This window comes from Nocardia sp. NPDC004582, assembly GCF_053602115.1.
Genome location: NZ_JBSGCY010000014.1, coordinates 21,894 through 42,816 on the forward strand (window position 1 = coordinate 21,894; position 20,923 = coordinate 42,816).

Genomic DNA, 20,923 nt, shown 5'->3' on the forward strand with positions numbered 1-20,923 from the left:
TCTTCGAGTGTGCCTGGCATCACTGTAGAACAGGTTCTAGTCTGCCGACACCCTGGAGGGGCTGTCCAGTCCCAAGATCGACTTCGGTGTGGAGGCCGGAAACGCCGCCCAACCGGGGGTCCGCACGGTTAGAATCCCTGTGAAACACGTTCCAGTTCCGTGATCATAGCGGCGCTCTGCCCGAGGAGGAACAGTGTCTGTTCCGTCATTGCCCGCCGGCTTCGACTTCACCGATCCCGCGATCTGGGCCGAACGTAGTCCGGTCGAGGAGTTCGCGCAGCTGCGACGCACCGCGCCCGTCTGGTGGAATGCGCAGACGCCCGAGCAGGCCGCCCCCATGGGGGACGACGGCTACTGGGTCATCACCCGGCACGAGGACGTCAAGGAGATCTCCCGCAAACCCGAACTGTGGTCCTCCCGGCGCAAGGGCTCGATCATCCGGATGCCCGCGGACTCCCTGCCCGAGCAGCTCGAACTCGGGCGGGACGCGCTGCTGGTGAACATGGACCCGCCCAAGCACACCAAGATCCGGCGCATCGTCGCCAAGGGCTTCACCCCGCGCGCCGTCGAAGGTCTGCGGGCGGCGCTCACCGAACGCGCGGAAAGGATCGTCCGAGAGGCGAAGTCGGCCGGGGGTGGCGATTTCGTGCAGCAGGTGGCGGCCGAACTGCCGTTGCAGGCCATCGCGGAACTGCTCGGGGTGCCGCAGGACGATCGGTACAAGCTGTTCCACTGGTCCAACCAGCTGATGAACAATGACGATCCGGAATTCGCCGGTCAGAACCTGGCGGCCAATGCCGAACTGCTCGGTTACGCCTACGAGATGGCCGAACAACGTCGCGCCTGCCCGGCCGGCGATATCGTCAGCCAGCTGGTGAACGCCGACGTCGACGGCGAGGCGCTGGGCTCCGACGAATTCGGGTTCTTCGTCATCCTGCTGGCGGTGGCCGGCAACGAGACCACCCGCAATGCCATCGCGCACGGCATGAAGGCCTTCATCGACCATCCCGAGCAATGGGAGCTGTACAAACAGCGGCGGCCGCGCACCGCGCCCGACGAGATCGTGCGCTGGGCCACGCCGGTGGCCGCCTTCCAGCGGACCGCCACCGAGGACACCGAACTCGGCGGGCAGAAGATCCTGGAAGGGCAGCGGGTGGGGCTGTTCTACAGTTCCGCCAACTTCGACGAAGAGGTCTTCGACCGGCCCTTCGAATTCGATGTGCTGCGTGACCCCAACCCGCATGTCGGATTCGGCGGGACCGGAACGCATTTCTGCGTCGGCGCGAATCTGGCCCGGCTGGAGATCGACCTGATGTTCAACGCCATCGCCGACGCCATGCCGAATATTCGCGAGGTCGCGCCACCGCAGCGGCTGCGGCACGGCTGGATCAATGGGATCAAGCATTGGCAGGTCAGCTACTCCTGAACCGGTGACCCCGACGAACCCGTTCTAGAATTCGGCCTTGTGACCAATCTTCGCGAGATTCCGCTGCGCACCCTGACCGACAAGCCCACCTCGCTGGCCGAGCTGGCCGACGACCAGGTCGTGCTGCTGGTCAATGTCGCCTCCAAGTGCGGGCTCACTCCGCAGTACTCGGGCCTGGTCGAACTCCAGCAGACCTACGGGTCGCGCGGGTTCACCGTGGTCGGTGTGCCGTGCAACCAGTTCATGGGCCAGGAGCCGGGCACCGCCGAGGAGATCGCCGAGTTCTGCTCGGCGACCTACGGCGTCGACTTCCCGCTGCTGGAGAAGAGCGACGTGAACGGTGACGGCCGGATCCCGCTGTACCAGGAGCTGACCCAGGTCGCCGACGCCGACGGGGCCGCCGGGGACATCCAGTGGAACTTCGAGAAGTTCCTGATCGGCCGGGACGGCTCGGTGCTGGGCCGCTTCCGCCCGCGCACCGAGCCCAAGGACGCGGCGATCGTCGCCGCGATCGAGGCCGCGCTCTAGCCAGTCCCGGGTAGGCCGGGGTCAGTCCTGGGACGGCCGGACGCGGCGGCGGTAGCGGACCGCGCACGGCTGTTCCAGCTGGACCACCATCTTGGAGTGGTCGTTGCGGTAGCTGTCGGACGGCTGCGCCAGTTCGAACTCCCAGTCCCGCAACAGGATCGAGAAGATCGCCTTCAGCTGCATGAGCGCGAACGCCGCGCCCACGCAGCGGTGGCGGCCCGCGCCGAACGGAATCCAGTTCCAGCGGTTGGCCAGATCCTCCTGGTTCGGGTCCAGGTAACGGCTGGGGTCGAAGTGCTCCGGATCCGGGAAGGACTCCGGAATCCGGTTGGAGACAGCGGGACTCGCCGCCACCAGGTCGCCGGGATCGATGCGGTGGCCGCACACCTCGAACTCCTCGCGCGCCACCCGCATCAGGATGATGAGCGGCGGGTGCAGGCGCAAAGCCTCCTTGAGTGCGGCCTCCAGATTCGGAATCTGGCGCAGCGCATGGAAACTCACGTCCGCGCCGTCGGCGTAGAGGGTGTCCAGCTCGGTGACGACCCGGTCCAGGAATTCCGGGTGCCGCAGCAGCTCGATGATGGTCCAAGCGGCCGTGCCCGAGGTGGTGTGGTGGCCGGCGAACATCATGGAGATGAAGATGCCGGTGACCTCGCTGGCCGAGAAGCGGGGCTGCCCGAAGCGCGGGGAGGCGGAGCGGTCGTCGCGCACCGACACCAGCACGTCGAGCATGTCCCGGTCGTCCTTGCCCGTCGGCGGATTCGCCATCCGCCCGGCCATGATGTGGCGCACCAGCTTCACCAGCTGGTGGCGGGCCTCGTCGCGGCGGCGGAAGCTCTCGATATCGGCGTACGGGTCCACGTAGCAGTAGGCGTCGGTGCCGCGTTCCAGCTCGTGGTAGAGGTGCGCGAAGCGGTCGTCGAGCTCCTCGCGGAACTTGGTCCCGATCAGGCAGGCCGAGGACGTGTAAATGGTGAGTTCGGCGAAGAATTCGAGCAGATCGATCTCGCCCTCGTCGCCCCAGCGGGACAGCATGCGCTCCACCTCGCGGGCGATGGTGGCGGCGTGGCCGCGCATCTGCTCGGCGCGCAGGGCCGTGTTGTGCAGCATCTCCTTGCGCCGTTCGGGCGGGGCGTCGAAGACCACGCCCTCGCCGAAGATCGGCTTCATGAACGGATAGGCCGCGGCCTGATCCAGTTCCTCGTCGCTCGCGCGGAAGAAGAACTCATTGGCCTGCGCGCCGGTCAGCAGGATGACATCGCGATCCGCCAATCGGAACGAGCCGATATCACCGCATTCGCGCCGAACCCGGGCCATGAGGGCGATGGGATCGGTGCGGAATTCCTCCAAGTGGCCGTGCTCGTGCTCGCCACCGGATACCGCGCGCGGTTTGACCAGGGTCATCTGTGACCTCCCGGGTAGACACCTGTCCAGACGGTACTACGGAAGTGATTGCACGGCAAGGGATCTCGCGAATTCGCGCGAAATTCGGTCATGGTGATTCAGGGCGGTTTATCGGCCGCGCGGCGCGCCTGTCAGCCGCGCAGCACGCGCAGTGCGGACTTCTTCATCAGGTCCGCCATTTCGGCATAGGACGCATAACCCATGCCCGCGCGCACCAATGCGCCCGCGTAGATCATTTCGAGGGTTTCCACGGTCTCGGGATCCGAGTCCGTGCCCAGCGCCTCGATCAAGCGCCTGCGGATCTCGCCGCCGATGCGGAGCCGGAGATGGGCGACGTCCGGGTCGGTGCCGAGCAGCGCGGCGGTCACCGCGCCCGCCAGCGTGGGTTCGTCGGCCAGCAGCAGGGCGATCTGCTGCAGGACCGCCAGCACCCGCGCGGTCGAATCGGCCGCGTCGTCCGACGGCGCTTCCGTCGCCGCCAGGCGGCGCCAGAACATCTCCGCGACCAGGTGTTCCTTCGAGGAGAAGTAGGTGTACGCGGTGGCGGTGCCGACCCCGGCCTGGGCCGCCACCATCCGGACGGTGAGCCCCGAGAACCCTTCGCGCGAGAGCACGTCCATGGCCGCCCGGGTGAGCTTGTCCACGGTATCGGCCTGCTTCTCGGTGAGCCGTCGGCGCGTGGCCTCCATGTTCACCGCTGAGCGGGCGGAAGGGTTATCAGACACGTGTCCGGATGCTACTATGGCTGGGCCCGCCGAGCAACTCCCGGTATGTGCGATCGGTATGAATGGGCGCGCCCCAGAAAGGCTTTCGAATGCTGCCCGTCGCGCTCTCCGCCACCTCGCGGGAATTGCCGGAACTCATCGAGCAATTCGACCGGACGCTGCCCGCCGGCGAGGCCGAAGCCTTGTCCGAGGCCGCCCGAACCTATGCGAGCAAGGGCGCGATCCTGGAAATCACTCCGGGCGATTCCGATGAGGTCTACGGCGCGGCCGTCCGCGAATGGCGCACGCCCTTGCGACTGCTGTTCATCGCCGCCCCGGACGCGGCCTCCGCCGACCGCGCGTATGACGACTGGTCCCACTGGGTCGCCGGTGGCGGCCTGCTCGCGCTCCGCGATGCCGAGGACCTCTACCGCCGAGCCGGGGCCACCGGCAAATTCCGCACCCTGGCCACAGCCGGCGCCGTGCGCATCCTCCAGCGGATCGCCGCCTGCAATTGACCGTTCGCGGCACCTCGGCATGCAGTGCTCGGATATCAGCGAATCGCTGAGTCGGGGAACAACTCTCGCGGACAGAGGAATCGGCTGCCGACGCCGATCGCCGGTCCCGCGACCCGACGTGTGTCAGGTCGCGGGACCGCGCGGATCAGACGGACGGCGCGTTCAGGCCCATCGGGGCGAGCTTGGCGGCCAGGCGGTCCAGGTAGGCGAGGACCTCGTCCGCCGACTTGTCGGGCAGACCGAACACCGCGTCGGTGACACCCGCCGCGGCCCAGGCCGACAACTGTTCGGCGTCGGGCTTGCCGGCCAGCGCCACCACGCGCGGGGCGCCCTCGCGGCCCGCTTCCTGCCAGTGCTTCATGAGCAGGGCGGTGGAGGCGGAGATGTCGGATTCGTACGGCGTGGTGATCCAGCCGTCGCCGGAGCGGGCGATCCACTTGAACGTCTTCTCGGTGCCGCCCGCGCCGATCAACAGTGGAATGTGCGACTGGACCGGCTTGGGCCAGGCCCAGCTGGGTCCGAAGGAGATGAAATCGCCGGTGTAGGAGGCCTCTTCCTCGGTCCACAGGGCCCGCATGGCCTCCATGTATTCGCGCAGCACGGTGCGGCGCTTGTTGCCGGGGACGCCGTGGTCGGTGAGTTCGTCGGTGTTCCAGCCGAATCCGGCGCCGATGGTGACCCGGCCGCCCGAGAGGTGGTCCAGGGTGGCGATGGTCTTGGCGAGGGTGATGGGGTCGCTCTCGGTCGGCAGCGCCACGGCGGTGGACAGCTCGATCCGCGAGGTGACCGCGGCGGCCGTGCCCAGCGCCACCCACGGGTCGAGAGTGCGCGTGTAGCGGTCGTCGGGCAGTTCCGCGGTGCCCGTGTGCGGGTGGGCGGCGTCGCGCCGGATGGGGATGTGGGTGTGCTCGGGCACGTAGAACGAGTCGAAGCCCCGTTCCTCGGCGGCCTTGGCGGCGTCCGCGGGCGTGATGCCGCGGTCGCTGGTGAACAGGACGATGCCGAAACGCATGGGGGTGGGGTCCTTTCAGAGCTGCTTGGCGGCGGAGACGCCGGCGCGGCGGCCGAAGAAGCTGCCGTCGCCGAGGGAACAACCGGACGCGTATCCGCCGGCGCAGATGCCGGAGGTGACGCGACCCGCGGCGTAGAGGCCGGGGATCGGTTCGCCGGAGACGTGCAGGACTCGTGAGTCCAGATCGGTACGCAGGCCGCCGAGGGTGAAACCGCCGGTGTAGCCGCGCAGGTCGTACGCGCCCAGCGGAGTCCGGATCGGCTTGACCCACTCGGTCTTCTTGTGCAGGAACGGGTCGTCGCCCCGCGCCGCGTGGTGGTTGTAGAGGTCGATGGTCGACTGCAGCGTGTGCTCGGGCAGGCCCATCTCCTGCTCCAGTTCGGCGACCGTCTCGGCGACCCAGGTCGGCGCGATGCGCAGGAACGACATGGACGACTTGGTCTCCATCGCCTCCTCCAGCGCGAGCTCGTCGATCACCAGGTACGCCTTGTTGTCCTGATCCTGCAGCACGGCCTGACCCATGCGCCCGGGGTAGGTGTCCTCGGTGATGAACCGCTGTCCGTGCCCGTTCACCAGGATGCCGCGCGCCACCAGCTGCGGGTCGACCACCAGCGCCACCTCGGTGGCGTCCATGTGGGCGAGGTCCGCGCCGAGCGCCTGCGCGACCCGGATGCCGATGCCGTCGTGCTCCTCGACCGTGGCGGCCGGGCGGCCGGAGATCTTGGGCGCGAACTGTTCCACCATCTCGTGGTTGTAGGCGAAGCTGCCGGTGGCCAGCACCACGCCGCGCTCGGCGCGCACGTGCACCGGCTTGCCGTAGCGGGTGGCGGCCACGCCGACCACCCGGCCGGTCTCGTCGACGATGAGCCGCCGCATGCGCACGTCGTATTCGTGGCGCACGCCGAGCTCCTCGGCCTGCTGGGCGAGCGGCTCCATCAGCATGTAGCCGCCGCCCTTCTCACCCAGCTTCTTGTCCTTGGTCCAGGCCAGGTGACCGCGCGGGGCGGGCGGGATCTTGTCCTTGAAGGGGGCGGCGTTCTCGCCGCCGGAGAACATCAGGCCCTCGTCGGCGGGCGGCTCGTAGCCCGGCTCGCCCCAGAACACCTCGTTGAACGGGACACCCTGCGCGACCAGCCAATCGAAGTGCTCCACGCTGCCCTGGCAGTAGTCGTGGATCTTGGCCTTGTCGACGCCGGGGCCCAGCGCCGCGGTGAGGAACGCCTCCATGTTCTCGGCGGTGTCGTCGAAGCCCAGCTTCCGCTGCAGCGCCGTGCCGCCGCCGAGATAGATGAAGCCGCCGGACATGGCGGCAGCGCCGCCCCAGCCGCCGGTGCGTTCCAGCACCAGGACATCGGCCCCGGAGCGGGCGGCCTCGAGGGACGCGCACACCCCGGCGATGCCGAAGCCGACGACCACGACGTCGGCCTGGTAGTCCCAGGTCTCGACCTCATTCGCCAGAATCGGGCTGACGCTTGCGGTTTCCGCCATTGTCTCTGTATTCCTCACTGCGGGTCGGGATTACTACTGCTTCTTGTCCTTGGCGAGCGTCTTGCGGACGGCGCCGTCGAGTTTGGTCGCGCTGGGCCAGCCCACGTAGTGGGCCAGGAACACGGTGATCTCGCGCAGCTGGTCGGCGTCGAGCTCGCCATTGCGCAGGGCCGCGCCCACCTGGATCTCGAGGATGTCCGCATGCCCCTGCGCGGTGATCGCGCCGAGCAGCAGCAGCCGCCGGTCCCGCATGGACAGGCCGGGCCGGTTCCAGATATCGGCGAAGAGATGATCCGCGGTGACCTCGAAGAACGGGTCGCCGGAGAAGTTCGGCAGGTCGAAACCGTACACCTCCGACATCGTCTTCAGCCCGCGCTGCCGCTGTTCGGAGGGCAACTGCTCGTCGCTCATTTCTGCTCCTTCGCAATGGATCCGGGCCCGACGCCGAGTCCGTCTCCCAAGTTGTGCAAAGCCTGCCGCGCCAGCGGTAGGTCGAGATCCAACCGCCCCGCCAGATCCAGGGCCAAGGACAGGTCCTTCTCACCGAGATCGCGCACATGGCCGAGGATGGGGAACCAGAAATCGTCCGCCTCGACCGGTGCGGTGGTCTTGCGCAGCATGATCGCGCCCGGCCCGCCGGTGTGCGAGTCGGAATGTCGGACCACCTTGCCGAGGGCGGCGATATCCAGGCCCGCGGCCTCCGCCAGCCGCTGCGCCTCCGACGCCGCCGTGAACGCGACGAAATGGAGCAGGTTGCGCGCCAGCTTCATTCGCGTGCCCGCGCCGACCTCGCCGGCATGGATGACCAGTGATCCGAACCGCCCGAACGGCTCGCGCACGGCTTCGAAGGCGGCGGTGCTGCCGCCCACCATCACCGCGAGCGCGCCCTGCTGCGCGGCGGGAGCACCGCCGCTGATCGGCGCGTCCACGAATTCCACACCGTGCGCGGCGCATTCGGCCCCGAGTTCCACGGCGGTCCGATCGGAAATGGTGGAGTGGACCGCGATCACCGTGCCCGGCTTCGCCGTCTGGAGCAGGCCGTCGGGGCCGGTCACGACCATGCGCACCTGCGCGTCGTCGAGCACGACGACGGAGATGACGCGGCAGCGTTCGGCCACTTCGGCCGCCGTGGCGGCGGCCGTCGCGCCCGCGTCGGTGAAAGGCCCCAAGGCGTCCGCGCGCATATCGCAGACCACGAGCCCGCCCGGCCATTCGACCAGCCGCTGCGCCATCGGCGCACCCATATTGCCGAGTCCGATGAACCCGACCGTGATGTCCTCGCTCATGGCCGGAACACCTGCCCGCCATCGACATTCAGCACCTGGCCGGTGACCCAGCCCGCGTCGTCGGACAGCAGGTACAGGCAGGCCCCGACCATGTCCTCGGTGGTGCCGAGCCGCTTGAGCGCCATCTGCTTGACCAGCTGATCGACGAATTGCTCGGGCACGATGCTGCGGGTGGCCTCGGTGTCGGTGGGACCCGGCGCGATGGCGTTCACGCGAATCCTGGAGTGCCCCAGCTCGTGTGCCAGCTGCTGGGTGAGGCTGTTGATCCCGGCCTTGGCCAGCCCGTAGAACCCGGAGTAGGTCCAGGCGGCGGTGGACGACTGGTTCACGATGGACCCGCCGCCCGCCTTGGCGATGTGCTTGTAGACCGCGCGCGTCACGTTCAGCGCGCCGTCGAGGTTCACGGCCATGAACTTCTTGTAGTAGTCCCACGGCACGGACACCAGCAGGTCCAGCTTCATGTCGCCGTAAATGGCGGCATTGTTGACCAGGTGGTTGATGCCGCCGAACTCGGCGACGGTGAAATCGGCCAGGGCCTTGGCGGACTCCGGATCGGCGACGTCGACCTGCGCGAAGACCGCGGTGCCGCCGTCGGCGGTGATCTCCTTGGCGGTCGTCTCGCCCAGTTCGCTGTTCAGGTCGGCGACAACGACTTTCGCGCCCTCGGCGGCCAGCGCCTTCGCGTAGGCCGCCCCGATGCCGCGCGCGGCGCCGGTGACGATGATCGACCTGTCGGTGAATCGGCTCATGTCGGTACTCCTCAGACGCCGGTCGCGATGAGTTTGGTCTCGGTGTATTCCTCGAATCCGAGGACGCCCATTTCCCGGCCCACGCCGGACTGCTTGTAGCCGCCGAAGGGCGCGTCGGCCGAATACCAGATGCCGCCGTTGACGCTGAGCGTCCCGGTGCGCACGCCGTTCACGACCTCGCGCAGCCGCTCGGGATCGCTGCCCCACACCGTGCCGGACAGGCCGTAGGGGGAGTCGTTGGCGATGCGGACGGCATCGGCGTCACCGTCGTGCGGGATGACGGTGAGGACGGGCCCGAAGATCTCCTCCTGGGCCACGGTGGAACTGTTGGGCAGGCCGGTGATCAGCGTCGGCTCGACGAACCAGCCGTTCGCACGGTCGGGCCGCTTGCCGCCGGTGACGATGGTGCCGCCCTCGGCGCGCGCGATGTCGAGATAGCGCTCGATCCGCGCCCGCTGCCGTTCGGAAATGACGGGGCCGCACACGGTTCCGGGCTTGGCCGGATCGCCCGGTTTGATGCCCGCCATGGTGCGGGCGGCGGCTTCGACGGCCTGATCGTGCCGTTCGCGCGGCACCAGCAGGCGGGTGCTGATCGCACAGCCTTGGCCCGCGTGCACGCACACGCCGAATGCCGCGTAACTGGCGGCGGCCGCGATGTCCGCGTCATCCAGCACGATGAACGCCGACTTGCCGCCCAGCTCCAGGAACACCTTCTTCAAAGACGCTGCCGCCGCGGCCATCACCGCCTTGCCGGTCTGCGTGGACCCGGTGAAGGAGATCATGTCCACCCGCGGATCGGTGACCAGCTGCGCGCCGAGGCCGTGGTCGTCGGAGGTGACGATATTGACCACCCCGGCCGGAATGTCGGTCTCCTCGGCGATGATCCGGCCCACGGCCGCCGCGCACCACGGGGTGTCGGGCGCGGGCTTGAGGACCACGGTGTTCCCGGCCGCCAGGGCCGGGCCCAGTTTGGCGAAGTTGATCTGGTGCGGGAAGTTCCAGGGCGTGATCGCCCCGACCACCCCGATGGGCTCGCGCCGCAGCCGGCGCGAGCTCTTGATCCCCATGGGCGACGCGACGCCGAGATCGGTTTCCCACGCGTAGTTCTCGGCCAGCTCGGCGAAGTAGCCGAGATCCCCGACCGGTCCCTCCAGCTGTGGTCCGCTGGTGAGCATGCGGGGTGCGCCGGCCTCGGCGATGGTGATCTCGCGCAGGTCCTCGATATGCCCGCGCAGGGCGTCGCGCAGCTGCCGGAGGCAGGCCGCGCGGAAGGCCGGATCGCGGGACCAGTCGGTGGTGTCGAAGGCGGTGCGGGCCGCGGCGATGGCCGCGTCCATATCGGCGGAGTCGGCATTGGCGGCATAGCCGAGGGGTTCCCCGGTGGCCGGGTCGGAGGTGGTGAACACACCACCGCCGCCGGGCGTCAGCTTGCCGCCGATCAGCAGGTGCGAACCGCCGTCGGGGACGAGATCGCTCGGGCTCATAGGTAGCTCCCATGCTGTCCGGACACGTGTACGGACTATAGGTTCGCGGCTCGGAAACGCGCAAGAACAGGTTTCAGTTTCTGCGGTACGGCCGATTTTCTTCGCGGGATTCCGTTGTGAGGTGATCCCGTCGCTAGTACCGTACAGACACATGTCCAGCTACGTGTCTCCGTTGCTGGAAAACGTTCGTCGAAGCCGATGAACGAGTTATCGAATACGAGGTGGACCCACCATGACCGCAGCCTCGCTGGAGCCGCTGCTGTTCGACCCCTACGACTACCGCGTCCACGAGGATCCCTACCCCGTGTACCAGCGGTTGCGCACCGAGGCCCCGGTGTACCACCACCCCGAACTGGACTTCTGGGCGCTCTCACGGCACGTGGACGTCTCGGCCGGGTTCCGGGACAACGTGCGCCTGTCCAGCGCCAACGGGGTCTCCCTCGACCCCGCCGCCTGGGGGCCGCACGCCTGGCGGACCATGTCCTTCCTGGCCATGGACGACCCCCGGCACCTGCGCCTGCGCAAACTCGTCTACCAGGGCTTCACCCCGCGCCGGGTGACCGAGATGGGCGAGCGGATCCGCGAGATCACCCTGCGCTACCTCGAACCAGCGCTCGCCAGTGGCGATTTCGACTGGATCGACGCGGTCGCGGGTCAGGTCCCGATGGACGTCATCTCCGAACTGCTCGGGGTGCCCGAGGCCGATCGCGCCGAACTCCGGCGGCTGGCCGACCTGCTGGTGCATCGTGAGGAGGGCGTGCTGGACGTGCCGGTCGCGGCCATGGAGGCGGCCATGAAACTGGCGGGCTACTACACCGAGATCCTCGCCGAACGCAAGCGCGTACGCGCCGACGACCTGACCTCGGCGCTGCTCGACGCCGAGGCCGACGGAGACCGGCTCACCGAGGAGGAGATCCTCGGCTTCATGTTCCTCATGGTGGTCGCGGGCAACGAGACCACCACCAAACTGCTCGGCAACGCGCTGTACTGGGCGGGCCGCGATCCCGAGCAGTACGCCAAGGTCGCCGCCCACCCCGAACTCGTGGAGGACTGGGTCGAGGAGACCCTGCGCTACGACGCGTCCAGCCAGATCCTGGCGCGCACCGCCGCCGAGGACCTCGAGTACTACGGGCGGACCATCCCGGCGGGCTCGAAGGTGCTGCTGCTCATCGGTTCCGCCAATCGTGACGACGCCGTCTTCCACGACCCGGACCGCTACGACCTCGAACGCGGCGACAAGGGCGGGCTGATCAGCTTCGGCCGCGGCGTGCACTTCTGCCTCGGCGCGCACCTGGCGCGGCTGGAGGCCTCGATCGTGTTGCGCGAGTTCGCCGCTCGCGTCCGCTCGTACGGTATCGCCGACACCGGTATCCAGCGCGTGCATTCGGTGAATGTGCGCGGCTTCGCCCACTTGCCCGTCTCCGTGGAGGTCCGCTGAATGGCCCGCTTCGCACCGCATCCCGCCCGCCGGCCCGCCCTCATCGCGGGCGGATCCTCCGGAATCGGAGCCGCCACCGCGGAAGCCCTTGCCGCACTCGGATATCCGGTCGCGCTGGGTGCGCGCCGGGTCGAGATCTGCGAGACGCTCGCCGAGAAGATCCGAGCCGAAGGCGGCGAGGCCTTCGCCGGATATCTGGACGTCGGCGACACCGCCTCGGTGCACGAATTCGTCACCGCGGCGGAGGAAGCGCTCGGGCCGACCGAGGTGCTGGTGTCCGGCGCGGGCGATCTCGAATTCGGGCAGGGCTGGGAGATGGACCCCGACCTGTTCGAATCCCAGGTCCGCGTCCATCTGGTCGGCGCGCAACGGCTCGCGCACCGGGTGCTGCCCGGCATGATCGAGCGGCAGCGCGGCGACTTCGTGGTCATCGGCTCCGACTGCGCGGTGCGGGCCCGGCCCGGCGCGGGCGCCTACAACGCGGCCAAGACCGGTGTGGAGGCCTTCGCCACCCAGCTGCGCATGGAACTGGAGGGCACCGGCGTGCGCTCGTCCATCGTGCGTCCGGGCCAGACCCTCACCGGCATGGGCATGCAGGCCACGCCCGAGGTGGTCGGGCCGCTGCTGGAGAACTGGGTGAAGTGGGGCTTCGCCCGGCACCCGCAGTTCCTGCGGCCCGCCGATCTCGCGGCCGCGGTGTCGGCGGTCGTGTCCACCCCGCGCGGCGCGCACCTGGTGCTGGTCGAGGTCCAGCCGGAAGCGCCACTGCGCGAACCGAACCCGGAGGGATGACCATGCGCCTCGTCGTCGATCTCGACCTCTGCCAGGGCCACGCCGTCTGCCAGGACGAGGCCCCCGACCTCTTCGAGGTGCCCAAACAGGGACAGGTGCGGATCCTGCGCGCCGACCCCGGCGCCGACCTGGACGCGGCCCGCGCCGCCGTCCGCTACTGCCCGACCCAGGCCCTGTCGCTCGAAGCCGACAGCGCTGTCGAATGAATGGAGACAGCCCATGAGCTGGTCCCGCGACGAACTCGACGAGATGATCCGCCGCTGGGTGGACGAGAACAAACAGTGTGAGGCCGCCGGCGACTGGAAGTCGTTGGAGCACTTCTACACCGACGACGCCACCTACGGGTGGAACTACGGTCCGCAACAGGAATTCATGGCCGTCGGGCGCGACGAGATCCGTGATATCGCGCTCGGCCAGGAGATGTTCGGGCTCGAGGGCTGGACGTATCCGTACCAGGAATTCGTGGTCGACGAGCGCACCGGCAGCGTCATCGGATTCTGGAAACAGGTCAACGACCAGCAGCGCCCGGACGGCCGCCCGTACAGTCCGGAAGGCCTGGGCGGCAGCTGGTTCCGCTACGCCGGCGACTTCCGATGGAGCTGGCAGCGCGACTTCTTCGACTTCGGCAATGTGACGGCGCTGTTCGTGGAGATGATCTCGAACAACGCGCTCTCGTCCGGCATGCGCAAGCGCATGGAGCGGTCCCTGTCGGGCGAACCGCTGCCCGGCTGGTACCCGGTCGGGAAGGGGCCGATTCCCCTATGGTGACCAGCAGATACGCGTCACTCACCCGATCCGAGCTGGCCCTGCTGGTTCCGGAACTGCTGCTGTGCGGACACCTCATCGACCGGTCCGGGATGGCGCATGTGCTGGGCGCGCTCGGCCGGGAAGGCATGACCGCGGTCGCCATCGACGAATGGCAGCTGGCCAGCCCGGTCTACACGCGGCGGATGCGGCGCGCGCTCGGCATCACCGGTGACGGGGTGGACGCCATCTTCAAGGGCTTCCAGCTGGATATCGGCGCGCCACCGCAGTTCATGGACTTCCGCTACCGGGTGATCGACCACGATCACGGGGAATTTCATCTCGACCACTGCGGCGCGCTCGCCGACGTGGAGCCGATGGGGACCGAATTCGTGGTGGCCATGTGCCACGACATCGAGGACCCCACCTTCGACGCGACCGCCCTGGCCACCAATCCACACGCCCAGGTACGGCCCGTGCATCGGCCGCCCCGGGTACCCGCCGATCGGAAGCCGGTGTGCGCGTGGACGGTAACCATCGACCCCGCACACGAACCGCCGACCCCGCACGAGGACGCGCAGGTGGTGGCCGGATCCGAGGCCGCCGCCACCGTGCTCGACCCCATCGACCCGGAGGATCCCGGGCAGGCCGACTATTCGGGTCCGCTGCTGAGCGATCTGCGGTTCGAGGACTTCTCCCGCTCCGCGCTCATCCGCATCGCCGACGAGGTGTGCCTGCAGCATCATCTGCTCACCCTCGGGTATCGAGCGGCGGTCGAAGCGCGTGCGAAACCCGAAGTGGCCCTGGATATCCTGCGCAAACAGTTCACGGGCATCGCGGGTCTCACCGCCGGACGCATCCGCGCGGCCCTCGGGCTCGGCGATGACATGGCGGCGCTGGCCAAGGTGCTGCGCCTGCATCCGGCGTTGAATCCGGCCGCCTACGTCGACGCCGAGGTCTGCGCCGAGACCACCGGCGGCGAGCAGCTGGTCGAACTGCGTATCGGCCGCGGCTGCGGTGCGGTCGACGACGGCGCGTGGCCCGCCCTGCTCGACGGCGAACACCTCGCGCCGCTCGACGCCCTGGTGCGCGGGGTGAACCCGCGTTTCCACACCCGCGTCCGCACCGCCGCGGAATGCGGTCTGACCGTCGAGATCGGTTGTGCCGACCTGCCGTATCGGGAAGCCGACGAGGTCGCCATCACCCGGTTCAGTTCCGGGGCGGCCTTCACCTTCACCGACCGGGGCACGCCGCTGCCGCTCACCGTCCTCTAGCCGGAACACACCAGGAGAAACGGCCATGGCGTGCAACTTCGCCGACCTCTACGAACACTCGGCCGACGCCGTGCCGGACCGGACCGCCGTGATCGAGGGGACACGGCGGCTCACCTTCGCCCAGCTCGACGCTCGCGCCAACCGGCTCGCCCACCACCTGGCGGCGGCCGGGGCCGGGCCCGGCACCCATATCGGGTTCCATATGCACAACAGCGTCGAGAGCCTCGAAACACTGTTGGGCTGCTACAAGATTCGCGCGGTCCCGGTCAATATCAACTACCGGTACCGGGCCGAGGAACTGCGCTACGTCTACGACAACGCCGACCTCGAGATGGCGGTGCACCACCGCTGCTACGCACCGCTCATCGAGGAGATCCGCGACCAGCTGCCGAAGCTGCGGCACACCCTGGTCGTGGAGGACGACCAAGGGGGCGCGGGGCTGGCCAGCCGATCGCAGTCCTACGAGGAGGCGCTCGAATCCGCCCCCGGCGCGCGGGATTTCGGGCCGCGTAGCGCCGATGACCACTTCATCATGTACACCGGCGGCACCACCGGCCTGCCCAAGGGTGTGATCTGGCGGCAGGAGGACATGTGGCGGGTGCTCGGCGGTGGCATCGACTTCTACACCGGGGAACCCGTCGCCGATGAATACCAGCAGTCCCGGGTGGCCGCGCAGAACGAGTTCCCCATGACCTGGTTCGTGCTGCCGCCGCTCATCCACGCCGCCGCCATGATGCCGACCTTCACGGCGCTGTGGTCGGGCAACGCGGTGCTGTTCCAGCCGCGCTTCGATCCCGACGAGGTGTGGCGGGTGGTGGCGCGGGAACGACCGCACGTCCTGGTCGTGACCGGCGACGCCATCGCCCGGCCGCTGGTCGACTCGTATCGGGCCGCACCCGTGGACGCCTCCTCGCTCGTCTCCATCGGATCCGGGGCGGCGCAGCTGACCCAGCCGGTGAAGAACGCACTGCTGGAACTGTTCCCGAGCACCCTGGTCACCGAGTCCATCGGGTCGTCCGAAACCGGTTTCGGCGGAATCGGATTCGCGCAGAAAGACGATGATCCGGCCCGGGCGCCGCGGGTGACCACCGGTCGCGGCGCGCTGGTGGTCGACGATGACGGACGGCCCGTGGCACCCGGCGGGGAGGGATGGGTGGCCAAGACCGGCAATGTGCCGATCGGCTACTACAAGGATCCGGTCAAGACCGGCAAGCTGTTCCGCACGGTGGACGGAGTGCGCATGGTGATCACCGACGATCGTGCGCGCGTCGAATCCGACGGGTCGGTCACGTTGATCGGGCGCGGCAACATGGTCATCAACACCGGTGGGGAGAAGGTCTTCCCCGAGGAGGTGGAGGCCACGCTCAAAGCGCATCCGTCGGTCTACGACGCGGTGGTGGTGGGGGTACCGCACGAGCGCTGGGGTCAGCTGGTGGCGGCCGTGGTGTCCCCGGCTGACGGCGGCATCGACCTGGCGGCACTGGAGGCCCATGTGCGCGAGCGCCTCGCCGGATACAAACTGGCGCGGCGGATCTGGGTGGCCGAGACCGTCGCCCGCACCCCGAGCGGGAAGCCCGATTACCGGTGGGCGCAGGCATATGTCGCCGAGCGCGCGCCAGACCATGAAAGTAGGTGACCGGTGAGCGGACGAACTGCGCGAAACAACCGGCGCGCCTTAGTGAAACCTGTTCTAATTCGAACATGGTAGATGCCCACACCGTGCTCGGCGAACAGGTCAGCATGCCGGTGCGGATCCGGCACGCGGACGCGAGTTCGGCGCTGTTCCTCGTCGACGCCCGGGCCGCCGCCGAACTGCTCGCCGGCACCGGGCTGGAGCCGCTCACCCTGCTCGGCAAGGCCGTGCTCTCGCTGGCCTTCGTGCGCTACGTCGACGGCGACCTCGGGCCGTACCACGAATTCGCGTTCTCGATCATGGCGAAACAGCCCGGGCGCAAGGACAGCACCGGGGCCTACATCCACTGGCTGCCGGTGAACCAGAGCTTCACCTGCGAAGCGGGACAATCGATCTGGGGCTTCCCTAAGCTCATGGCCGATATCGACATCACGCCCGACGGGCGCGGGCACCGGTGCGAGGTCCGCGTCGACGGGCAGTTCGTGCTCGCGCTGCGGGTCGCCGCCGGTGTCCCGATGCCCGCCGGCGCGGGCGGGGCCGCCATCGACGCCTACACCTCGCGCAACGGAATCCTGCGGCGCACACCCTGGATCATGAACCCCGGCCAGGTCCGGGGACGGCCGGGCGGCGCCCACATCCACCTCGGAGACCACCCCGTCTCCCAGCAACTGCGCGCTCTCGGGCTGCCCGGGCGCGCACTGTTCTCCAGCCGGATCGGCGCGCTCCGCATGACCTTCGAGGACGCCACCACGGTTCTGCAGACCCAGGAGGCCCGATGAGCCGCACCGCCCTCGTCACCGGAGCGGCCAGCGGCCAGGGCCGCGTCGTCGCGCAACGGCTCGCCGCCGCGGGCTGGCAGGTGGCCGCCGTCGACGTGAACGCCGACGGGCTGGCCGTCACCGCCGCGCGCTCGCCCAACACCCACACCTACGAATGCGACGTCTCCGACACCGCGCAGGTGCGGGCCGTCGTCGACAAGGTGCGCTCGGAACTGGGGACCATCGACCGGCTGGTGCACGCGGCCGGCATCGGCCACGTGCACGCCTCGGTGCTGGACCACGACGTGGCCCTGATCCGGAAGATGATGGACGTCAACTACATCGGGACCGTCAACCTGGTGCAGGCGGTCGTGCCCGCCATGCGGGACGCGGGCGCGGGGACCGTGGTGCTGTTCGCCTCGCTGGTCGGCTGGCTGCCCTCACCCGGCATGGCCGGATACACCGCGTCCAAGCACGCGGTCATCGGCTTCGCCGACAGCCTCGCCTACGAACTGCACGGCACCGGCGTGCGTCTGTTGGTCCTGTGCCCGCCCGGGGTCGAGACCCCGTTCCTGGACGTGATCCGCGAGGAGAACGCCAGCGTGCTCGGCAACGCCGTCCCCGTCAGCCCGGAATTCGTCGTCGACACCCTGGAAAAGGCGCTGGCGGCACGGAAGACGCCGCTCTACGTCTTCCCCGGAGAGGCTCGGACCGCCTACTACATGCGGCGATTCCTGCCCGGCGTGGTGCGCGCCATCGTCCGGCGCACGATCAAACCGACCGAGTAGAACCCCCGAACGTGGATGCCGGCACGTGCTCCGATCGGCATCCGCTCCGGTGCTGGGCGGCCGGGCTCTGCGGCCGCCCAGCACCCGTATCCCGCAACCATCCAGCGATAATTCAGTAGCGCTATCACTCCCCTCCGGGCACTCTGGGCTCTCTGCAAGCACTAGCCGAGAGGGGGATGAATGAGTACGCGCACGTCCGCGGTTCGGCTGGTTCTGCGCTACTACGGCCGGGAAATGGCCCGGCGCAAAGCCATCACGATCACGGCCATGCTGGGGCCCGCCCTCGGCAATATCTGCCAGCTCTACATCGCGCCGCTGCTGGTCGCGATCGTCGTCGGCAAGGTCGCCGCCACCGGCGACTCGTCCATCGGCGCGCTCGCACCCTACGTGGTGGGATTCGGCGCGCTGCTGTTCATCGCCGAGGTGTGCTGGCGCGTCGGCATCCACTTCCTGAACCGCCTGGACGCCAACGGGATCGAGAACCTCTACAACACCGCGATGGACGAACTCCTCGCCAAGGACTCCGCGTTCTTCCACAACAACTTCGCGGGCTCGCTGACCAAGCGCGCGCTGAGTTTCGCCACCCGGTTCGAGGACTTCGCCGACACCTTCGCCTTCGAGATCGTCGCCGCCTTCGTGCCGCTGACCTTCGCGTCGGTGGTGCTGTGGCGCTACGACCCGATGCTGGTCATCGTGCTGCTCGGCCTCATCGCCGTCAGCGGCGTGGTCGTCGCCCCGCTCATCCGGCGACGCCAGCATCTCGTCGACGACCGCGAGGCGGCCATCGCCCTGGTATCCGGGCACGTCTCCGACACCCTGTCGAACATGCAGGCGGTGCGGGCCTTCGCGGCCGAACCCGAGGAGATCGCCGAACACCGGCGGCGGGTCGCGGTGCAGCGGCGAAAGTCGTTGCTGTCGTGGGATTACAACAATCTCTACATCGACACCGCCATCACCCCGCTGATGGTGATCGTGAACGTGGCCGGACTGCTCATTGCCCTCGGCGTGGGCGGCGGGCACGCGTCGGTCGAGGTGATCATGGTGGCCTTCACCTACTACTGGAACGCCACCGGGATCATGTTCCGGTTCAACCAGATCTACCGGCGGCTGGAGAGCACCACCACCGAGGCCGCGCAGTTCACCGAACTGCTGCTGGAATCGCCGACCGTGCTCGACATCGCCGAACCGGAACCCTTGCGGCCCAAGGGATCCGACATCCGGTTCGAGCAGGTGAACTTCGCGCACGCGGGGGCGCAGCCGCTGTTCCGCGGCCTGGACCTGGACGTGCCCAGCGGTGCGCGCATCGGCCTGGTCGGCCGTTCCGGCGGCGGCAAGAGCACGCTCACCCAGCTGCTGCTGCGCATGATGGACATCGACGGCGGCGTGATCCGCATCGGCGGACAGGACATCTCACGACTGCGCCAGAGCGATCTGCGCAGCCTGCTGTCCTACGTGCCGCAGGACCCGGCCATGTTCCACCGGTCACTGAGCGACAACATCCGCTTCGCCCGGCCCGAGGCCACCGACGACGAGGTGCGGCGCGCCGCCAAGGCCGCGCACGTCACCGAATTCGCGGACGGGCTGCCCGAGGGCATGGACACGCTCATCGGCGAGCGCGGCGTGAAACTGTCCGGCGGGCAACGCCAGCGGGTCGCGCTCGCGCGGGCCATCCTGCGCGACGCGCCGATCCTGCTGCTCGACGAGGCCACCAGCGCCCTCGACTCCGAGAGCGAGCTCCTGGTGCAACAGGCGCTCTGGGAGTTGATGGAAGGGCGTACGGCGCTGGTGGTCGCGCACCGGTTGAGCACCGTGGCCGGGATGGACCGGCTCATCGTGCTCGATCGCGGGCGAATCGTCGAACAGGGCAGCCACGAGGAACTGCTGCGCGGTGAAGGCACCTACGCGCAGCTGTGGCGGCACCAGTCCGGCGGATTCCTGGCCGAGGAAGTGGCCGCCCGCTGATCGGTCGAGGTGGTGACGGGAGAGGTTCCGTCGCCACCTCGGCTCCGGGGGAGCAGTCCCCGGAAGTCCTCGAATTCCTCAGTTGCCCTGGAAGTTCGGCTTGCGCTTCTCGGCGAACGCGCGCGGGCCTTCCTTGGCGTCATTGCTGCGGAAGACCGGCAGGCCGACCTTGGCGTCGATCTTGAACGCCTCTTCCTCGTGCAGGCCCTCGGTGTCGCGGATGACCTTCAGGATCGCCTGCACGGCCAGCGGGCCGTTGTTGTTGATCAGCTCGGCGATCTCCAGCGCCTTGTCCAGCGCGGTGCCGTCCGGCACCACGTGGCCGATCAGGCCGAAGTTCAGCGCCTCCGCGGCGGTGATGTGGCGGCCGGTCAGCAGCAGCTCCGCGGCCACGGTGTACGGGATCTGACGCGGCAGCCGCACCGCCGAGCCGCCCATCGGGAACAGGCTCCACTTCGCCTCGGACACACCGAACTTGGCGCTCTCACCGGCGATGCGGATGTCGGTGCCCTGCAGGATCTCGGTGCCGCCCGCGATGGCCGCGCCCTCGACCGCCGCGATCAGCGGCTTGGTCAGACGGCGGCCCTTGAGCAGACCCGGCATGCGGGACGGGTCGAAGGCCGAACCCTCTTTCATGCCGTCCTCGGGCTTGTTCTTGTTCATGTTCTTCAGGTCCGCGCCCGCGCAGAACGCGCCGCCGGCGCCGGTGAGGATGCAGGAGCGGATCTCCGGATCGTTGTCGACCGTGTCCCACGCCTCGGTCATGATGGCCAGCATCTCGCCGGTCAGCGCGTTCTTGGACTTCGGGCGGTTCATGGTGACGATGAGCGTCGCGCCACGCTTCTCGACCAGCGCGTGCGGCTCGGTGTTGGCGGGGGTTTCAGCAGTCGTCGCGGTCATCGCCGACCCTTCTTTCGCTATGGACGATCCAAGAT

The 20,923-nt window shown here is 68.6% G+C and carries 21 protein-coding genes; 12 read left to right on the forward strand and 9 right to left on the reverse strand.

The genetic code is table 11. From position 1 onward, the window contains the following. Positions 1–193: 193 nt before the first annotated feature. Complete coding sequence (locus ACWELJ_RS06630) at positions 194–1,426, forward strand: cytochrome P450 (RefSeq protein WP_452365182.1); 1,233 nt, start codon at positions 194–196, stop codon at positions 1,424–1,426. A 63-nt stretch (positions 1,427–1,489) separates the two neighbouring features. Further along, on the forward strand, positions 1,490–1,954 hold the full coding sequence (locus tag ACWELJ_RS06635; RefSeq protein WP_357275946.1) for a glutathione peroxidase: 465 nt from the start codon (positions 1,490–1,492) through the stop codon (positions 1,952–1,954). Between the two features lie 21 nt (positions 1,955–1,975). On the opposite strand, the gene ACWELJ_RS06640 is transcribed toward ACWELJ_RS06635, so the two are convergent. Together ACWELJ_RS06640 and ACWELJ_RS06645 are read right to left on the reverse strand one after the other, a co-directional pair. Then, positions 1,976–3,358 carry a cytochrome P450 gene (locus tag ACWELJ_RS06640; protein WP_452365183.1) on the reverse strand — a complete coding sequence of 461 codons (1,383 nt, stop codon included), beginning with the start codon at positions 3,356–3,358 and terminating at the stop codon, positions 1,976–1,978. Positions 3,359–3,489: 131 nt separating this feature from the next. Further along, positions 3,490–4,053 carry a TetR/AcrR family transcriptional regulator gene (locus ACWELJ_RS06645; RefSeq protein WP_452365229.1) on the reverse strand — a complete coding sequence of 188 codons (564 nt, stop codon included), beginning with the start codon at positions 4,051–4,053 and terminating at the stop codon, positions 3,490–3,492. Between the two features lie 119 nt (positions 4,054–4,172). On the opposite strand from ACWELJ_RS06645, the gene ACWELJ_RS06650 reads away from it, so the two are divergent. Continuing rightward, a complete protein-coding gene (locus tag ACWELJ_RS06650) occupies positions 4,173–4,580 on the forward strand; it encodes a hypothetical protein (protein WP_452365184.1) in 408 nt (135 codons plus the stop codon). Positions 4,581–4,725: 145 nt separating this feature from the next. On the opposite strand, the gene ACWELJ_RS06655 is transcribed toward ACWELJ_RS06650, so the two are convergent. From ACWELJ_RS06655 to ACWELJ_RS06680, 6 genes are read right to left on the reverse strand one after another with little or no spacing between them, the layout of a single operon-like run. Further along, complete coding sequence (locus ACWELJ_RS06655; protein WP_452365185.1) at positions 4,726–5,592, reverse strand: LLM class F420-dependent oxidoreductase; 867 nt, start codon at positions 5,590–5,592, stop codon at positions 4,726–4,728. A gap of 15 nt (positions 5,593–5,607) precedes the next feature. After that, positions 5,608–7,080, reverse strand: coding sequence for an FAD-dependent oxidoreductase (locus ACWELJ_RS06660; RefSeq protein ID WP_452365186.1), 1,473 nt, complete (start codon positions 7,078–7,080; stop codon positions 5,608–5,610). Between the two features lie 33 nt (positions 7,081–7,113). Beyond that, a complete protein-coding gene (locus ACWELJ_RS06665; RefSeq protein ID WP_452365230.1) occupies positions 7,114–7,476 on the reverse strand; it encodes a carboxymuconolactone decarboxylase family protein in 363 nt (120 codons plus the stop codon). An 11-nt stretch (positions 7,477–7,487) separates the two neighbouring features. Continuing rightward, positions 7,488–8,366 (reverse strand): NAD(P)-dependent oxidoreductase, encoded by an 879-nt coding sequence (locus tag ACWELJ_RS06670; RefSeq protein ID WP_452365187.1) that lies wholly within the window; start codon positions 8,364–8,366, stop codon positions 7,488–7,490. Further along, on the reverse strand, positions 8,363–9,115 hold the full coding sequence (locus ACWELJ_RS06675) for an SDR family oxidoreductase (RefSeq protein ID WP_452365188.1): 753 nt from the start codon (positions 9,113–9,115) through the stop codon (positions 8,363–8,365). Before ACWELJ_RS06675 ends, ACWELJ_RS06670 begins: the two co-directional genes overlap by 4 nt. An 11-nt stretch (positions 9,116–9,126) precedes the next feature. Then, positions 9,127–10,599, reverse strand: coding sequence for an aldehyde dehydrogenase (locus tag ACWELJ_RS06680; protein ID WP_452365189.1), 1,473 nt, complete (start codon positions 10,597–10,599; stop codon positions 9,127–9,129). Between the two features lie 232 nt (positions 10,600–10,831). On the opposite strand from ACWELJ_RS06680, the gene ACWELJ_RS06685 reads away from it, so the two are divergent. From ACWELJ_RS06685 to ACWELJ_RS06725, 9 genes are all read left to right on the forward strand, one after another. After that, positions 10,832–12,037, forward strand: a complete 1,206-nt coding sequence (locus ACWELJ_RS06685) for a cytochrome P450 (protein ID WP_452365190.1) — start codon at positions 10,832–10,834, stop codon at positions 12,035–12,037. After that, on the forward strand, positions 12,038–12,829 hold the full coding sequence (locus ACWELJ_RS06690) for an SDR family oxidoreductase (protein WP_452365191.1): 792 nt from the start codon (positions 12,038–12,040) through the stop codon (positions 12,827–12,829). Between the two features lie 2 nt (positions 12,830–12,831). Continuing rightward, positions 12,832–13,035 (forward strand): ferredoxin, encoded by a 204-nt coding sequence (locus ACWELJ_RS06695; protein WP_452365192.1) that lies wholly within the window; start codon positions 12,832–12,834, stop codon positions 13,033–13,035. Positions 13,036–13,048: 13 nt separating this feature from the next. After that, on the forward strand, positions 13,049–13,597 hold the full coding sequence (locus ACWELJ_RS06700) for a nuclear transport factor 2 family protein (RefSeq protein WP_452365193.1): 549 nt from the start codon (positions 13,049–13,051) through the stop codon (positions 13,595–13,597). Then, positions 13,591–14,847 carry a hypothetical protein gene (locus ACWELJ_RS06705; RefSeq protein ID WP_452365194.1) on the forward strand — a complete coding sequence of 419 codons (1,257 nt, stop codon included), beginning with the start codon at positions 13,591–13,593 and terminating at the stop codon, positions 14,845–14,847. The genes ACWELJ_RS06700 and ACWELJ_RS06705 overlap by 7 nt, the downstream gene beginning before the upstream one ends. 25 nt (positions 14,848–14,872) lie before the next feature. Further along, positions 14,873–16,483, forward strand: coding sequence for an acyl-CoA synthetase (locus tag ACWELJ_RS06710; protein ID WP_452365195.1), 1,611 nt, complete (start codon positions 14,873–14,875; stop codon positions 16,481–16,483). Between the two features lie 65 nt (positions 16,484–16,548). After that, positions 16,549–17,259: an acetoacetate decarboxylase family protein gene (locus ACWELJ_RS06715; RefSeq protein WP_452365196.1), complete on the forward strand. Its 711-nt coding sequence runs from the start codon at positions 16,549–16,551 to the stop codon at positions 17,257–17,259. After that, a complete protein-coding gene (locus ACWELJ_RS06720) occupies positions 17,256–18,026 on the forward strand; it encodes an SDR family NAD(P)-dependent oxidoreductase (RefSeq protein ID WP_452365197.1) in 771 nt (256 codons plus the stop codon). The genes ACWELJ_RS06715 and ACWELJ_RS06720 overlap by 4 nt, the downstream gene beginning before the upstream one ends. 180 nt (positions 18,027–18,206) lie before the next feature. Beyond that, on the forward strand, positions 18,207–19,988 hold the full coding sequence (locus tag ACWELJ_RS06725; protein ID WP_452365198.1) for an ABC transporter ATP-binding protein: 1,782 nt from the start codon (positions 18,207–18,209) through the stop codon (positions 19,986–19,988). 78 nt (positions 19,989–20,066) lie between these two features. On the opposite strand, the gene ACWELJ_RS06730 is transcribed toward ACWELJ_RS06725, so the two are convergent. Then, a complete protein-coding gene (locus tag ACWELJ_RS06730; RefSeq protein ID WP_452365199.1) occupies positions 20,067–20,888 on the reverse strand; it encodes a crotonase/enoyl-CoA hydratase family protein in 822 nt (273 codons plus the stop codon). Positions 20,889–20,923 lie beyond the last annotated feature (35 nt).

Excerpts from the sequence above, each read along its gene's own strand:
- ACWELJ_RS06655 (WP_452365185.1), bottom strand. The coding sequence starts at position 5,592 with ATGCGTTTCGGCATCGTCCTGTTCACCAGCGACCGCGGCATCACGCCC.
- ACWELJ_RS06710 (WP_452365195.1), top strand. The coding sequence starts at position 14,873 with ATGGCGTGCAACTTCGCCGACCTCTACGAACACTCGGCCGACGCCGTG.
- ACWELJ_RS06700 (WP_452365193.1), top strand. The coding sequence starts at position 13,049 with ATGAGCTGGTCCCGCGACGAACTCGACGAGATGATCCGCCGCTGGGTG.
- ACWELJ_RS06720 (WP_452365197.1), top strand. The coding sequence starts at position 17,256 with ATGAGCCGCACCGCCCTCGTCACCGGAGCGGCCAGCGGCCAGGGCCGC.
- ACWELJ_RS06690 (WP_452365191.1), top strand. The coding sequence starts at position 12,038 with ATGGCCCGCTTCGCACCGCATCCCGCCCGCCGGCCCGCCCTCATCGCG.
- ACWELJ_RS06640 (WP_452365183.1), bottom strand. The coding sequence starts at position 3,358 with ATGACCCTGGTCAAACCGCGCGCGGTATCCGGTGGCGAGCACGAGCAC.
- ACWELJ_RS06695 (WP_452365192.1), top strand. The coding sequence starts at position 12,832 with ATGCGCCTCGTCGTCGATCTCGACCTCTGCCAGGGCCACGCCGTCTGC.
- ACWELJ_RS06650 (WP_452365184.1), top strand. The coding sequence starts at position 4,173 with ATGCTGCCCGTCGCGCTCTCCGCCACCTCGCGGGAATTGCCGGAACTC.
- ACWELJ_RS06725 (WP_452365198.1), top strand. The coding sequence starts at position 18,207 with ATGAGTACGCGCACGTCCGCGGTTCGGCTGGTTCTGCGCTACTACGGC.
- ACWELJ_RS06685 (WP_452365190.1), top strand. The coding sequence starts at position 10,832 with ATGACCGCAGCCTCGCTGGAGCCGCTGCTGTTCGACCCCTACGACTAC.
- ACWELJ_RS06705 (WP_452365194.1), top strand. The coding sequence starts at position 13,591 with ATGGTGACCAGCAGATACGCGTCACTCACCCGATCCGAGCTGGCCCTG.
- ACWELJ_RS06715 (WP_452365196.1), top strand. The coding sequence starts at position 16,549 with ATGGTAGATGCCCACACCGTGCTCGGCGAACAGGTCAGCATGCCGGTG.
- ACWELJ_RS06660 (WP_452365186.1), bottom strand. The coding sequence starts at position 7,080 with ATGGCGGAAACCGCAAGCGTCAGCCCGATTCTGGCGAATGAGGTCGAG.
- ACWELJ_RS06730 (WP_452365199.1), bottom strand. The coding sequence starts at position 20,888 with ATGACCGCGACGACTGCTGAAACCCCCGCCAACACCGAGCCGCACGCG.
- ACWELJ_RS06675 (WP_452365188.1), bottom strand. The coding sequence starts at position 9,115 with ATGAGCCGATTCACCGACAGGTCGATCATCGTCACCGGCGCCGCGCGC.
- ACWELJ_RS06680 (WP_452365189.1), bottom strand. The coding sequence starts at position 10,599 with ATGAGCCCGAGCGATCTCGTCCCCGACGGCGGTTCGCACCTGCTGATC.
- ACWELJ_RS06670 (WP_452365187.1), bottom strand. The coding sequence starts at position 8,366 with ATGAGCGAGGACATCACGGTCGGGTTCATCGGACTCGGCAATATGGGT.